13 protein-coding genes and 1 pseudogene are annotated in these 13091 nt (G+C 72.8%); 7 read left to right on the top strand and 7 right to left on the bottom strand.

Annotated features, from left to right (window positions below):
* Positions 1 to 243 precede the first annotated feature (243 nt).
* Positions 244 to 1023, top strand: coding sequence for a PaaX family transcriptional regulator (locus tag ACZ7GX_RS08630; RefSeq protein ID WP_498774354.1), 780 nt, complete (start codon positions 244 to 246; stop codon positions 1021 to 1023).
* 14 nt (positions 1024 to 1037) lie between these two features.
* Positions 1038 to 1817, top strand: a complete 780-nt coding sequence (locus tag ACZ7GX_RS08625; RefSeq protein WP_498774352.1) for an enoyl-CoA hydratase-related protein — start codon at positions 1038 to 1040, stop codon at positions 1815 to 1817.
* Positions 1818 to 1887: 70 nt separating this feature from the next.
* Here ACZ7GX_RS08625 and ACZ7GX_RS08620 read toward each other — a convergent pair whose 3' ends face one another.
* Genes ACZ7GX_RS08620 through ACZ7GX_RS08600 form a run of 5 tightly spaced genes read right to left on the bottom strand, consistent with a single transcriptional unit; the run spans position 1888 to position 4227 of the window.
* Positions 1888 to 2436, bottom strand: a complete 549-nt coding sequence (locus ACZ7GX_RS08620; protein ID WP_498774350.1) for a DNA-3-methyladenine glycosylase I — start codon at positions 2434 to 2436, stop codon at positions 1888 to 1890.
* The gene (locus tag ACZ7GX_RS08615) at positions 2433 to 2846 is read right to left on the bottom strand and encodes an SRPBCC family protein (protein WP_498774348.1); all 414 of its coding nucleotides are present in this window, start codon (positions 2844 to 2846) and stop codon (positions 2433 to 2435) included. The genes ACZ7GX_RS08620 and ACZ7GX_RS08615 overlap by 4 nt, the downstream gene beginning before the upstream one ends.
* A complete protein-coding gene (locus tag ACZ7GX_RS08610) occupies positions 2833 to 3201 on the bottom strand; it encodes a DivIVA domain-containing protein (RefSeq protein WP_498774346.1) in 369 nt (122 codons plus the stop codon). Before ACZ7GX_RS08610 ends, ACZ7GX_RS08615 begins: the two co-directional genes overlap by 14 nt.
* Positions 3202 to 3229: 28 nt before the next feature.
* Positions 3230 to 3907, bottom strand: a complete 678-nt coding sequence (locus ACZ7GX_RS08605) for a permease prefix domain 1-containing protein (RefSeq protein ID WP_498774344.1) — start codon at positions 3905 to 3907, stop codon at positions 3230 to 3232.
* Positions 3889 to 4227: a PadR family transcriptional regulator gene (locus ACZ7GX_RS08600; RefSeq protein WP_498774342.1), complete on the bottom strand. Its 339-nt coding sequence runs from the start codon at positions 4225 to 4227 to the stop codon at positions 3889 to 3891. Before ACZ7GX_RS08600 ends, ACZ7GX_RS08605 begins: the two co-directional genes overlap by 19 nt.
* Before the next feature lie 89 nt (positions 4228 to 4316).
* Between ACZ7GX_RS08600 and ACZ7GX_RS08595 the strand changes: the two genes are divergently transcribed.
* The 4 genes and pseudogenes from ACZ7GX_RS08595 to ACZ7GX_RS08580 all read left to right on the top strand — a co-directional run.
* The gene (locus ACZ7GX_RS08595) at positions 4317 to 5483 is read left to right on the top strand and encodes a cytochrome ubiquinol oxidase subunit I (protein WP_498774340.1); all 1167 of its coding nucleotides are present in this window, start codon (positions 4317 to 4319) and stop codon (positions 5481 to 5483) included.
* Between the two features lie 10 nt (positions 5484 to 5493).
* The gene (locus ACZ7GX_RS08590) at positions 5494 to 6339 is read left to right on the top strand and encodes a cytochrome d ubiquinol oxidase subunit II (protein WP_498774338.1); all 846 of its coding nucleotides are present in this window, start codon (positions 5494 to 5496) and stop codon (positions 6337 to 6339) included.
* Positions 6326 to 7915, top strand: a complete 1590-nt coding sequence (gene cydD, locus ACZ7GX_RS08585) for a thiol reductant ABC exporter subunit CydD (RefSeq protein WP_498774336.1) — start codon at positions 6326 to 6328, stop codon at positions 7913 to 7915. Before ACZ7GX_RS08590 ends, cydD begins: the two co-directional genes overlap by 14 nt.
* Positions 7912 to 9099: pseudogene (locus tag ACZ7GX_RS08580) on the top strand (ATP-binding cassette domain-containing protein); the annotation flags it as partial. The gene cydD and the pseudogene ACZ7GX_RS08580, both read left to right, overlap by 4 nt.
* A gap of 194 nt (positions 9100 to 9293) precedes the next feature.
* Here ACZ7GX_RS08580 and ACZ7GX_RS08575 read toward each other — a convergent pair.
* Positions 9294 to 10196, bottom strand: a complete 903-nt coding sequence (locus ACZ7GX_RS08575; protein ID WP_498774334.1) for a glucosyl-3-phosphoglycerate synthase — start codon at positions 10194 to 10196, stop codon at positions 9294 to 9296.
* Complete coding sequence (gene folP, locus ACZ7GX_RS08570; RefSeq protein WP_498774332.1) at positions 10196 to 11065, bottom strand: dihydropteroate synthase; 870 nt, start codon at positions 11063 to 11065, stop codon at positions 10196 to 10198. The genes ACZ7GX_RS08575 and folP overlap by 1 nt, the downstream gene beginning before the upstream one ends.
* A gap of 89 nt (positions 11066 to 11154) precedes the next feature.
* On the opposite strand from folP, the gene ACZ7GX_RS08565 reads away from it, so the two are divergent.
* The gene (locus ACZ7GX_RS08565; protein ID WP_498774330.1) at positions 11155 to 12777 is read left to right on the top strand and encodes a CocE/NonD family hydrolase; all 1623 of its coding nucleotides are present in this window, start codon (positions 11155 to 11157) and stop codon (positions 12775 to 12777) included.
* Positions 12778 to 13091: the final 314 nt, after the last annotated feature.

Below are 13091 nucleotides of genomic sequence, written 5' to 3'. Positions count from 1 at the left end.
CATCTTCCCCGTCCGACCAGGGCCGGATACTCCGGCCATTCTCCCCTATGCGGACTCGGCAGCGAAACCGAACCGATCTTTCCGGCCCGCCGGCGACGGTCAGGCGATCTTCGCCAAGCCGCAGATCACGGCCAGGATCGCCGTGCGCCAACGACTTCCGCGACGACCGCCGACCGTCACCTGGTCGTGACCGTGCACCGCTTTGTGGCGTGTCGCGGGGTGGCCCTGACAGACTCGGCTCTCGTGCGAGCCCGTTCCGCGCTCTTCGACGTCTACGGCGGCCACCTCCGCGAGCGGGGTGGCGCGGCGACGATCGCCGCGCTGGTCCGGTTGCTGGAGCCGCTGGACTTCGCCGCGCCCGCCGTGCGCACGGCCGTGTCGCGCACCGTGCGGCAGGGCTGGCTGGAACCGGTCCGCCTGCCGGACGGCCCCGGCTACGCGATGACACCTCGCGCGGAACGTCGGCTGGACGAGGCGGCGGCCCGCATCTACCGCACCCGGCCGTCCACCTGGGACGGTCGGTGGCACGTGGTGGTGCTGGAGGAGCTGCCGGCCCGCGAGGCGCGCGACCGGCTCGCTTCCTCGCTGCAGTTGCTCGGCTACGGCGCGCTCGGCCCCGTGACGTGGATCGCACCGCGCCCGTCGCCGGAGCTGGCGGACGTGCTCACCGCGGAGAACGTGGTGGGCAGCACGTTCCACGGCGAGCACGAGGGCGACCCGGCGGAGCTGGCGGCCCGCGCGTGGGACCTGGCCACGCTGGGGCGCGACTACGCGCGGTTCGTGGCCGAGTGGGAGCCGGTGATGTCCGCTGTGGACGGTACGTCGCCCGCGGCGGCGTTCGCGGCTTCGCAGCGGTTCCTGCACGCCTGGCGCAAGTTCCTGTTCCGCGACCCCGGCCTGCCGCGCGAGCTGCTGCCCGCCGGCTGGCCGGGCGCGGAGGCGGCCGAGTTCTTCGACCGGCACACCAACCGCCTCGCGCCGGCGGTCGCCAAGTTCGTCGACGACTGCCTCGCACACCACTAACCGGAGGTCACCCCGTGTCCGAACTCCTCATCGACGACGCTGACGGCGTTCGCACCTTCACGCTGAACCGGCCCGAGTCGTTCAACTCGTTCACGGTGGCGTTGAAGGAGCGGTTCCTCGAGGCCGTGGTCGAGACCGCCGCGGACGACGCCGTGCGGGCGGTGGTCGTCACCGGCGCGGGGAAGGCGTTCTGCGCCGGTCAGGACCTCAAGGAGCACGTCGCGCTGCTGGAGGCGGGCGACCCGGCGCCGTTGACCACGGTGGAGAAGCACTACAACCCGCTGATCAAGGCGATCGTGGGCATGCCGAAGCCGGTCATCGCCGCGGTGAACGGGATGGCGGCGGGCGCGGGGGCGTCGCTGGCGTACGCGTGCGACCTGCGGGTGGCCGGGGCGGGGGCGAAGTTCCTGATGGCGTTCGCGAACGTGGGGCTGACCGCGGACTCGGGCGCGTCGTGGACGTTGCCGCGGCTGATCGGGCACGGCCGGGCGATGGAGATGATGCTGCTCGCGCAGCCGGTCGGCGCGGAGGAGGCGTTGCGGATCGGCATGGTGGGCCAGGTCGTGCCGGACGGCGAGGTGCTGTCGACGGCGCAGGCGCTGGCCCGTCAGCTCGCGGCGGGGCCGACCACGGCGTACGCCAAGATCAAGGAGGCGATGGCGTTCTCCGGCGAGCTGGCGGCGGCGCTGGACGTGGAGGCGCGCACGCAGGCGGAGGCGGGCGCGACGGCCGACCACCGGGAGGCGGTGGCCGCGTTCGTGGCGAAGCGGAAGCCGGCGTTCACCGGGCGCTGACGGCTCGACCGGCCAGGGCGGATCACTCGTGCGGGTGGTCGGCCCCCTTCCTGAGCGGACGGCCGGGCGGCTAGGGCGCGGCGCGGAAGCAGGCCGCGATGTGGTCGTCGACCATGCCGGTGGCCTGCATCAACGCGTAGCAGGTGGTGGGGCCGAGGAACGCGAAGCCGCGGCGCTTGAGCTCCTTGGCCATCGCCTTCGACTCGGGTGTGACGGCGGGCACGTCGGCGCTCGTGGCCGGGCGCTCGTGCCGCTCGGGGGCGAACGACCACAGCAGGTCGTCCAGCGGCACGTCGAGCTCGCCGACGGCGCGGGCGTTGGCGATCGTGGCGTTGATCTTGGCGCGGTTGCGGACGATGCCCGCGTCGGCCATGAGCCGGTCGAAGTCGGCGGCGTCGAACTGCGCGACCAGCTCGGGCTTGAACCCCTCGAAGGCCGCCCGGAAGTTCTCGCGCTTGCGCAGGATGGTGATCCAGGACAGGCCCGACTGGAACGACTCGAGCGACATCCGCTCGAACAGGGCCGCCTCGCCGTGCAGCTCGACGCCCCACTCGGTGTCGTGGTAGGCGGCGTAGTCGGGCGTGCTGTCGCCCCACGGGCAGCGGACGAGGTCGGTCATGCGGAGTACTCCCGGGCGAAGGCGGCGAAGCGGCGCAGCGACCATTTCACACCCGGCGCGAAGGCCAGGTTGAGCGGTAGCGCGATGTCCTCGGACCAGACGAGCTCGCTGCGCGCGTCACCGCGGGGGACGACGACGAACTCGCCGGTACCGCGCACGAGCCGGCCGGTGTGCTCCACGGCGCAGCGCACCGGCGGCTCCCACGCGGTGATGCGCATGGTGTCGGTGAACCCGAGCGGGCCGAGGCCGGTGAACGCCGCCAGCCCGCTGCCCTCGCTCGCGCCGTCGCCGCTGGTCACGCGGACGGTGGTGCCGAGCATCCACTCGCCCTGCCGCGCCCAGTCGGTCAGCGCGGCCCAGGTGGTCGCGGCCGGCGCCTCGACCTCGACGCGCAGGTCAAGCCGGGTCATGCTCCGGCTCCCGCTCGGGGTCGGCCGCCACCTGGTCGGGGTCGGCCGCCGCCCGGTGGTCGACGCCCAGCTCGGCCTCCAGTTCCGCGACGCGGTCCCGCAGCCGTTCGACCTCGCCGGCCAGGCGGTCCAGCGCCCAGTCCACCTCGGTCATCTTGTAGCCGCGCAGGACCTGCTGGAACTTCAGGTCGCGCACGTCGTCCGGGGTCACGTCGTCGGACGGCAGGCGGGTCGGCGACGCACCCGGCGGCAGCGGCGCCAGTTCCTCGCCGCGCCCGAACACCAACGCGGCCAGCAGGAAGACCACGGCCGCGACGAGCGCCATGACGACGATGTAGATGAGCGCTGAGGTCACGTGACGATCGTGACACATGCCCCGCCGGTCAGACCGAGGAGAACACCACACAGCGCCGGGCGAGCACGGCCAGCCGCAGCGCGATCGCGAACGAGAACGCGGTCGCGGCGGCCACCGGGGGCGACATGAGCAGCCTCGTCGCGTCCAGGTAGGCGGTCGCGGCCAGGATCGCCACGTTGCCGAGCAAGGACACGCCGACCGCGACGACTGCCACCACGCCGGCGAGCCGGGCCAGGGTGAGGGTGCTGACCGTCGTGCGGGCCAGGCGCCGCCCGACGAGCAGCGCCAGCACCGCGACGCCCGCCACGAGCCACGCCGACGTGTCGTTGAACCGGGCGACGACGAGGTACCAGTCGGGCGGCGGGGCGTCGAAGTCGTTCCAGGCCCCGATCCAGAACCGGCGGTTGAGCTCCCACATCACGTACGCGAGGGGGATCACCAGCATCACCGAGCGCAGCGTGCGGGCGCCGTAGGCGAGGCCGAGCAGGCCCTGGTACTCGCGGGCGATGGCGGCGACCGGGCCGAACTCGGCGACGGCGCGGCGTTGCGCGTCCTCCTCCGCCAAGCCCTGGTCGCGGTGCGCGGCGGCGGCGTCGTGGAGGCTGTCCCTGGCCTCGGCGAGCAGGTCGTCCTTGACCGGGTCCGGTCCGCGCAGCCGCCGGTCCAGGGCGGTCACGTAGTCGTCGATCACGCCTGGGCCGGCCACGGCCCACCTCCCAGCACGCCCTCGATGGCGGTGGTGAACTCGCGCCACGCGGTGCGCTCGGCGGCCAGGGCGCGCCGGCCCGCCTTGGTGAGCCGGTAGGTGCGGCGCTGCCGGCCGCCGACGGTGCTCCACTCGCTGGTCACCAGGCCGGCGGTCTCCAGCCGGCGCAGGGCCGGGTAGACGGTGCCGGTGGGCAGGTCGAGGGCGCCGCCGCTGCGCCGCTGCAGCGCCTCGATGATGGCGTAGCCGTGCAGCCGGCCGCCGTCGAGCGTGGCCAGCAGGAGCGCGTCCAGATGCCCCCGCAACGCGTCGGACTTCATGGGTAGGCACTCTACTGATCCAGGGCCGGGGTCGGAATCCGGGACATCCCCGATGTTAGGTTGTCTGCCTACATATACCGTCCCTACTCATGGATGCTCTCGGACTGGCCCGGCTCCAGTTCGCCACCACGACGTCGTTCCACTTCCTGTTCGTGCTGCTGACGCTCGGACTGGTGACGTCGGTGGCGGTGATGCAGACCCGGGCCACGCTCTCCGCCGACCCCGTGCACGCCCGGATGACGCGCTTCTGGGGTCGGCTCTACGTGGTGAACTACGCGCTCGGCATCGCGACCGGCATCGTCATGGAGTTCCAGTTCGGGCTGAACTGGTCGGGCCTGTCGACGGTCGCGGGCGACGTGTTCGGCGCGCCGCTGGCGCTGGAGACGCTGGTGGCGTTCTTCCTGGAGTCGACGTTCCTCGGCCTGTGGATCTTCGGCTGGGACCGGCTGAACAAGTGGGCGCACCTGGCGCTGATCTGGCTGGTCGCGCTGACCGCGTTCGCCTCGGCGTTCTGGATCATGATGGCGAACGCGTTCCTGCAGCACCCCGCGGGGCACGAGGCGCGGGACGGCGTGCTGCGGCTGGTCGACTTCTCGGCGCTGGTGGCCAACCCGACGTTCGGCACGGCGTTCCTGCACGTGTGCTTCGCGTCGTTGACCGTCGGCGGCGTGTTCCTGACCGGCGTGAGCGCCTACCACTTCCTGCGGCGCACGACGGAGGTCGACTTCTTCCGCCGGTCGCTGCGGCTGGGCGTGGTGCTCACGGCGCTCGCCACGCCGATGCTGATCGGGTTCGGGTTCGGGCAGTTCCCGATCGTGGAGCGCTACCAGCCGGACAAGCTCGACACGGTCGGCGCGCTGGACGGGGCCGGGCTCGGGTTCATGATCCAGATCGGGTTCGTGCTGCTGCTGGTGAGCTGGGCGACCGTGCCGCTGCTGGTCCGCGACTGGGTGGTGCGGCTGCGGTTCCCGCTGTACCTGATGGTGCTCGGCATCCCCCTGCCGTTCGTGGCGGCGATCGGCGGGTGGCTGTTCCGCGAGGTCGGGCGGCAGCCGTGGCTGATCCAGGGGGTGCTGACCACGCAGGACGCGATGTCACACGTGAGCGCGGAGCAGATGCTCGTGTCGTTCATCGCGTTCACGTCCGTGTTCGCGGTGCTGGCGGTCGCCGACTGGGTGCTGATCGCCCGGCTGGCGCGCCGTGGACCCGTTTCCTCGGACGAGGCGCCGGTGTCGCCGCTCGTCCCGGCTCTGTGAGGGGTGTGTCGTGGAAGGTGTCTGGGTTGCCCTGCTGGCGTTCCTGACCTGCGGTTACTTCGCGTTGGCCGGGTTCGACTACGGGGTCGGGGTGTTGTTGCGGCTGGTCGGGCGGGACGAGCCGGCGCGACGGGCGGTGCTGCGCGCGGTGACGCCGTTCTTCCTCGGCAACGAGGTGTGGCTGGTCGCGGCCGTGGGCGTGCTGTTCGGCGCGTTCCCCCGGTTGGAGGGCGAGCTGCTGTCGTCGCAGCACACGGTGTTCGCGGTGCTGCTGGCCGGGCTGGTGTGCTTCACGGTGGCGGTGCAGTTGCGGTCACCCGGTTGGGACGTCCCGCTGGTGGGCGGCGCGCTGGTGGTCGCCGTGGGGTGGGGTGTGCTGCTGGGGCGGGTGCTCGGCGGGCCGGTGTGGTTGTGGGGCGCGGGGATGCTGGTGTTGTTCTCGTTGCACGGGGCGGTTTTCCTGGCTTGGCGGTTGTCGGGCGGGTTGCGGGCGCGGGCGGTGCGGATCGCGGGGTTCCTGGTGCTGCCGGGTGCGGGTTTCGCGGTGGCGGCGGTGGCCACGGCCGGGTCGGTGCCCGCGCCCGCGTTCGGGGTGGCGGCGGTGGTCGCGCTGGGGTTGTTGGGCGGGGTGTGGGCGGCGTTGCGGGCGGGGCGGTACCGGGTGGCTTTCGGGTGCGGCGCGGTGTTGTGCGCGGTGCCCGTGGTGGGGGTGTTCGGGGCGCGGTCGGTGGTGACGGTGTCGGTGATGGCGGAGGTGTCGACGTTGCGGGTGCTGACGTGGGCGGCGGTCGTGGTGGTGCCGTTGGTGCTCGGGTTCCAGTGGTCGACTTGGCGGATGTCCCGTGCGGCACGTTGACCGGGGGTACGTCGTCGTCTTGGTGGTGCTGGCGGTGCTGACGGCGGCGGTGGTGTTGGCGCAGGCCGAGGTGGTGGCGGCGGTGGTGGCGGGTGGGTTGTCGGCGTGGTGGGTGATGGCGGTGGTCCTGGTGCGCGGGGGTTTGGTGTGGGGCGGGCGGGTGGTGACGCAGCGCTGCGCGAGTTCGATGAAGGTTGCGTTGCGGAAGCGGGTGTTGCGTGAGTTTTCGGGGTCTTGCATTTCTTCCGGGGCGGAGGGGTCGTCCAGGGCTTCGAAGGCGTCCGGGGTTGAGGGGTCGTCCGGGGCGGTCACCACGCTGGTGGTGAAGGGGGTGGACGCGGTCGAGCCGTACTTCGCCGGGTACCTGCCGCAGGTGGTGGCGGCGGCGGTGGTGCCGGTCGCGGTGGTGGTGCGGTTGGCGTTCGCGGACCTGACGTCGGCGGTGGTGGTGCTGGTGACGTTGCCGCTGGTGCCGGTGTTCGCCGCGCTGGTCGGCCTGCACACCCGTGATCGGACGCGCGCGCAGTGGGCCGGGTTGGCGGTGGTGGGCGGGCATTTCCTGGACGTGGTGCGCGGGCTGGGGACGTTGAAGGTGTTCGGGCGGGCGACGGCGCAGGCGGCGACCGTGCGGGCGATGGCGGGCGCGCACGCGGCGGCGACGATGCGGACGCTGCGGGTGGCGTTCCTGTCGGCGTTGGTGCTGGAGCTGGTGGCGACGTTGTCGGTGGCGCTGGTGGCGGTGCCGGTGGGGTTGCGCCTGCTGCACGGCGGGGTGACGTTGCAGGTGGCGCTGCTGGTGCTGCTGCTGGCGCCGGAGGCCTACCTGCCGCTGCGGGCGGCCGGTTCGCAGTTCCACGCCTCCGCCGAGGGCCAGGCGGTGCTGGAGGCCGTGCCGCGGGCCGTGCCGCAGGCCTCCGCAGGTGCGCAAGCCACATCGCGGGCGAGCACGGTGGTGGTAGGTGGGATGCGTGCGCCCGATCTTCGGACGGCCGAGATCGTGGTCGAGCGGGTCGTGGTCCGGTACCCGGGCAGGGAGGCGTTGGGCGAGGTGTCGTTGCGGATCGCGGCCGGTGAGCGGGTCGGGCTGGTGGGGCCCAGCGGGGTCGGGAAGAGCACGTTGCTGGCCGTGCTGATGGGGTTCGTGACGCCCGCGTCGGGACGGGTGCTGGTCGGCGGGGTGGACCTGCGGGAGATCGACCGCGAGTCGTGGTTGCGACAGGTGGCGTGGGTGCCGCAGCGGCCGACGCTGTTCCCCGGCACGGTCGGCGAGAACATCGCGCTGGGGTCGTCGGGAGACGTGCGGACCGCGGCGGCCGAGATGGGGTTGGCGCACCTGGTCGACGCCGAGCACCCGTTGTCCTCCGGTGAGCGGCAGCGGGTGGCGTTGGCGCGGGCGCTGGTGCGCGACGACGCGCGGATGCTGCTGCTGGACGAGCCGACGTCCCGGTTGGACGGCGGGACGGAGGACGCGGTGCTGCGGGCGACGCGGCGGCTCGCGGCCGGGCGGACGGCGGTCGTCGTGGCGCACCGGCCCGTGATGCTCGGCGAGGTGGACCGGGTGGTGGCGTTCGGATGAGGCGACTGGCGCTCGCGGTGGTCGCCGGCGTGGCCGCCGAACTGGCCGGGATCGGGCTGATGACCACCGCCGTGTGGCTCGTGGTGCGCGCGGCCGGGCAGCCGCCGCTGTCGGCGTTGACGGTGGCGATCGTGGCGGTGCGGGCGCTGGCCCTGGCGCGCGGCGGCCTGCGGTACGCCGAGCGGCTGGCCGGGCACTCGGCCGTGCTGCGGCACCTGGCGGAGGTGCGCGGCCGGGTGTACGACGCGCTGCTGCGCCGTCCGCTCGCCGACGGCGACGCGCTCACCCGACTGGTGTCCGATGTGGACGGTGTGCAGGACGCGCTGCTGCGGTGCGCGTTGCCCGCCGCGGTGGCGGTCGTGGTGGGTGCGGTGGCGTTGGTCGCGACGGGCTTCGCGTGGCCGTTGGCGATCGGGTTGGTGGTGACGGTATTCCTCGTGCCGTGGGCCGCGTACGGGCTCGCGGTGCGGCACTTGAGGGCGCTGGCGCCGTTGCGGTCGGAGTTGGCGGAGCGGACCGTCGTGCTGCTGGACGGCGCCGCGGAGCTGACGGCGTTCGGCGCCCTGGACCGCGAGCTGGACGCGACCGGCCGGGTGGTCGACGCGGTGGCCGAACGGGAGCGGCGGGGCGGGTTCGGCGCGGCGGCGTTGGCGGCGGTGGCCGTGGTCGTGCAGTTCGGGGTGGCGGTGGCGTTCCTGCGGTCCGGCGCGCCGGCGCACGTCGTGCTCGGCTCGGTCGCGGTGCTGGAGGTGGCGGTGCCGCTGGCGGCGGCGGCCCAGCGGTGGGCCGAGGTGCGCGGGTCGGTCGGGCGGGTGCGGGAGGCGGTGCGGGCGGTGCCGGCGCCCGTGCCGGACGTGGCGTTGCCCGTGGGCCGGGTCGGGGTGGTGGGTGCCAGCGGGGCTGGGAAGAGCACGTTCCTGCGGGCGTTGGCGGCCGCGCACCCCGGCGTCGCCAAGGGCGTGCTGGACGACGCGCACGTCTTCCACGCGACCGTGGAGGCGAACGTGCGGCTCGCCCGGCCCGAGGCGTCGCGGGAGGAGCTGGAGCGGGTCGCCCGGGTGGTGGACCTGGACGTCCCGTGGGACACCGTCGTGGGTGAGGACGGGGACGCGTTGTCCGGCGGTCAGCGGCAACGCCTGCTGCTGGCGCGGGCGTTGTTGGCCGACCCGGACGTGCTGCTGCTGGACGAACCGGTCGAGGGCCTGGCCGTCGACCACGGTGACGCCGTGCTGCGTCGGGTGCTCGATCGTGTCGGCGCCGTCGTGCTGGTCACGCACCGGCTGGCGCCGTTGGTCGACTTCGACCGGATCGTGGTGTTCGAGGGCGGTCGAGTGGTGCAGGAGGGTTCGCACGAGGAGTTGGTCGCCGTTGACGGGTACTACCGCGACCGCTGGAGCACCGAGCGCATGGCGGGCCGGTCCTCGGCGGGCACGTCCACCGGCGACGGCAGCCACTCGCCGTCGAACGGCACGAACTGCGTCAGCGTCGACGACGCCACCGGCACGCCGCAGCGGCGCAGCGCGGTGACCGCGATCTGAGCCGCCATCGGCCCGAGCTGGCGCAGGTCGCGGTTGCGGTGCTTGCGCACGCCCAGGTTGACCTGCGCGATCCCGTCCAGGCCGTACCGGGTGTGCGCGTCGAGCAGCAGGCCGATCTCGACGCCGTAGCCGGGCGCGAACGGCACCGACTCCAGGAAGTCGCGCGTGCCCGCGTACTCGCCGCCCAGCGGCTGCACGACACCCGCCAGCTCGGGCCGCAGGGCGTTGAGCAGCGGCCGTGCCGCCAGCTCGGTGACCCGGCCGCCGCCGGTGCTCTCCAGCCGCAGCGGCCGGCGGTAGAAGCCCTTCACCAGGTGCACGTCGTCGCGGGTGAGCAGCGGGCCGAGCAGGGCGGGCACGAACTCCGGGTCGGGGTCGACCAGGTCGGAGTCGAGGAACACGACCAGGTCGCCGGTGGTGGCGGCCAACGAGCGCCAGAGGACCTCGCCCTTGCCGGGGCGCGGTTCCAGGTCGGGCAGCACGTCGGTCCGGTGCACGACCCGCGCGCCGGCGGCGGCCGCGACTTCGGCGGTGTTGTCGGTGGAGCCGGAGTCGATGACGACGAGCTCGTCCACGAGGCCGCCGAGCAGCGGGCGCACGACGGCCACCACGTCACCGACCGTGCCCTCCTCGTCGAGCGCGGGCAGGACCACGCTGACCGTGCGAGTGCCCTTGTGCGCCAGGAGTTCTTGAACAGTCCACTGTGGATGCTGCCAGGTGTTCGCCGCGAACCAGTCCGCCATCAGGCCAGCGCCCTCAGCACGCGCGCCGGCGGACGCGTGCCCGCGATGCTCGCCACCATCTCGACCACGCGCCTGGTCTGGCGCACCTGGTGCGCCCGGAACACCTTCGCGCCCGCCCACGCGGCCACGGAGGTGGCGGCCAGCGTGCCGTCGACCCGGTCGTCGACGTCGGCGCCCAGGGTCTCGCCGACGAAGTCCTTGTTCGACAACGCCATCAGCACCGGCCAGCCGGTGGCCACGAGCTCGTCCAGCCGGCGGAGCAGTTCCAGGCCGTGCCAGGTGTTCTTGCCGAAGTCGTGGGTCGGGTCGATCAGCACGCCCTCGGCGGGCACGCCCAGCGCCACCATCCGCTCGGCCCGCTCGACCAGTTCCGCCACCACGGACGCGACCACGTCGGCGTAGCGGACGCGGTGCGGGTCGGTGCGCGGCGGGAGGCCGCCGGTGTGGGAGCAGACGATGCCGACGCCGAACTCGGCCGCCACGTCGGCCAGCGCCGGGTCCGCGCCCGCCCACGTGTCGTTGATCAGGTCCGCGCCCACCTCGCACACCGCGCGGCCCACCTCGTGCCGCCACGTGTCGACGCTGATGACCAGGTCCGGGTGCCGTTCGCGGACCGCGGCGACGAACGGCACGACGCGGCGCGCCTCCTCGGCGGCGTCGACCACCTCGCCCTTGGAGCCCGCCTTGACCCCGCCGATGTCGACGATGTCCGCGCCCTCGGCGACGACCCGGTCCACCGCGGCCATCGCGGCGTCGTCGGAGAACGTGGCGCCGCGGTCGTAGAACGAGTCGCGCGTCCGGTTGACGATCGCCATCACCAGGGCGCGATCTCCGGGGACTTCTCGTGAGCCGAACCGCATGAGCGGCATCGTGCCATGTCGGGTGGTGGCGTGTTCCGTGTCACAGTGTGCTGCTACTGGTGAGTAGGGTTCGTGTTTACTCGCCGGTAGCGTGGTGCGTGATCCCGGTCACGGTCACGGTCCTGATGCGGGTGCCGGTTTTGGTTCCGGTGCCGGTGCCGGTGCGGGTGCGGGTGTGGTCAGTCAAGGGCAAGGTCAAGGAGGACCTCGTGCGCCGATCATTTTCCCTGGTGTTCGCCGCTGTGGTGGCGCTCGTGGTGGCGCCGCCGGTCCGGGCGGTGGAGCCCGGGTTCGCGGTCGCGTACGAGACCGTTCCCGGTGAGGGTGGGACGCCGTTGAAGGCGTTCGTCGTCACGCCGACCGGGCGGGGCAGCGGGCCGTTCCCGTTGATCGTGCTGCCGTCGAGTTGGGGCGTGAACAACATCGAGTACGTCGGGGCGGCGGCGAAGCTGGCGTACGAGTCCGGGTACTCGGTGATCAGCTACACGTCGCGCGGCTTCCACGACTCGGCGGGTGAGATCGACGTGGCCGGGCCGGACACGGTGGCCGACGTCAGCCGGGTGATCGACTGGGGCTTGGCGCACGCGGGCGGCGACCCGGCGCGGATCGGCGTCGGGGGGATCTCGTACGGGGCGGGGCAGTCGTTGTTGGCCGCGGCGCGCGACCCCCGGATCAAGGCGGTGGCGGCGCTGAGCACGTGGACCGACCTCGGGCGCTCGCTGTACCCGAACGAGACGGTCAGCGCGCAGGCGGTGGAGTTGCTGCTGGCGGCCGGGAAGCTGACCGGACGGCCGGGGCCGGTGCTGCGCGAGGCCGAAGCCGCTTACCGGGACGACCGGTTCGCCGACGTGCTGCCGATCTCGCCGCCGCGGTCACCCGCTTCGCACGTGTCGTCGATCAAGGCGGCGGTGATGATCGGCAACGCGTGGAACGACGGGCTGTTCCCGCCGAGCCAGATCACGGACTTCTTCGGCGCGTTGACCGGCCCGAAGCGGTTGATGCTGTCGCCGGGTGACCACGCGACGGCGGAGCTGTTCGGGGCGGCCGGGTTGCCGAACGAGATTTGGACGTCGGTGGGGCGTTGGTTCGACCACCACTTGAAGGGTGCGGCGAACGGGGTCGAGCGTGAGCTGCCCGTGCACGTGAAACCGAACAACGGTGGTGGTTGGCGATCGTTCGCGTCGTGGGCGGCGGTGACGGCTCGGACGGACGCGGTGGCGTTGGCGGCGGATCGGTTCGGAGCTGGTGATCGGATCGCGGCTGGGTGGCCGACGCTCGCGGAGAGCGGGGTGGTGCTGGTGTCGGGGGCGTTGCAGGGGTTCTTGCGGGTGCCGGTCGGGGTGGCCACGCCGTTGATCGACCGGGGTGCGGCGGCGGTGTGGCGGGGGCCGGTGGAGTGGCGCGGGACGACGGTCAGCGGGACGCCTCGGGTGCGCTTGACTGTGACGCCCAGTGCGGCTCGGACGACGTTGTACGCGTACCTGTACGAGGTGAACGCGCTGGGGTTGGGTGCGTTGGTCACGCACAAGCCGGTGACGGTGGCGGGGAGCGGGGCGCGGGTGGTGGACGTGGAGTTGGAGCCGGTGGTGTGGGACGTGGCGGCCGGGAACCGGTTGGTGCTGGTCGTGGACACCGTGGATGCCCGGTACGAGGGGTCCAGCGTGCTGGGGTCGTCGGTGACGTTCGGGGCGGAGTCGTGGTTGACGGTGCCGCGAGGGTGAGTGTTCGCGAGCGGGTGAGGTCCGAAGGGTTGAGGGCCGAAAAGCTGAAAGCTAAAGAGTCCTCGCCGGACGGGCAGATCAGCAGGATGACGGCGGGGTGGGTGGGGATGTGCCGGGTCCGTTGTTGGTCGGGTTTCGTGTCATCCCACCGACCTCCCTACGGGCTACCACACGTATCAAGGGGGGCGACATCAGTGGACGGTGCGGGCATCGGTGAACAGCGCCCCCCTTGACACGCGCGGTAGGGCGGAGCCAGGTCGGCGGGATGACACGAAGCCCTTCCTTTGGGGAAGGGTGTGGGCAACGCGTGTCAG

The sequence above is a fragment of the Actinosynnema sp. NPDC037264 genome (genome assembly GCF_055603705.1).
Note: the sequence above shows the minus strand (reverse complement) of the source record. Positions and strands in the feature narration are given on the sequence as shown.

Excerpts from the sequence above, each read along its gene's own strand:
- folP (WP_498774332.1), bottom strand. The coding sequence starts at position 11,065 with ATGCCGCTCATGCGGTTCGGCTCACGAGAAGTCCCCGGAGATCGCGCC.
- ACZ7GX_RS08615 (WP_498774348.1), bottom strand. The coding sequence starts at position 2,846 with ATGACCCGGCTTGACCTGCGCGTCGAGGTCGAGGCGCCGGCCGCGACC.
- ACZ7GX_RS08620 (WP_498774350.1), bottom strand. The coding sequence starts at position 2,436 with ATGACCGACCTCGTCCGCTGCCCGTGGGGCGACAGCACGCCCGACTAC.
- ACZ7GX_RS08575 (WP_498774334.1), bottom strand. The coding sequence starts at position 10,196 with ATGGCGGACTGGTTCGCGGCGAACACCTGGCAGCATCCACAGTGGACT.
- ACZ7GX_RS08595 (WP_498774340.1), top strand. The coding sequence starts at position 4,317 with ATGGATGCTCTCGGACTGGCCCGGCTCCAGTTCGCCACCACGACGTCG.
- ACZ7GX_RS08600 (WP_498774342.1), bottom strand. The coding sequence starts at position 4,227 with ATGAAGTCCGACGCGTTGCGGGGGCATCTGGACGCGCTCCTGCTGGCC.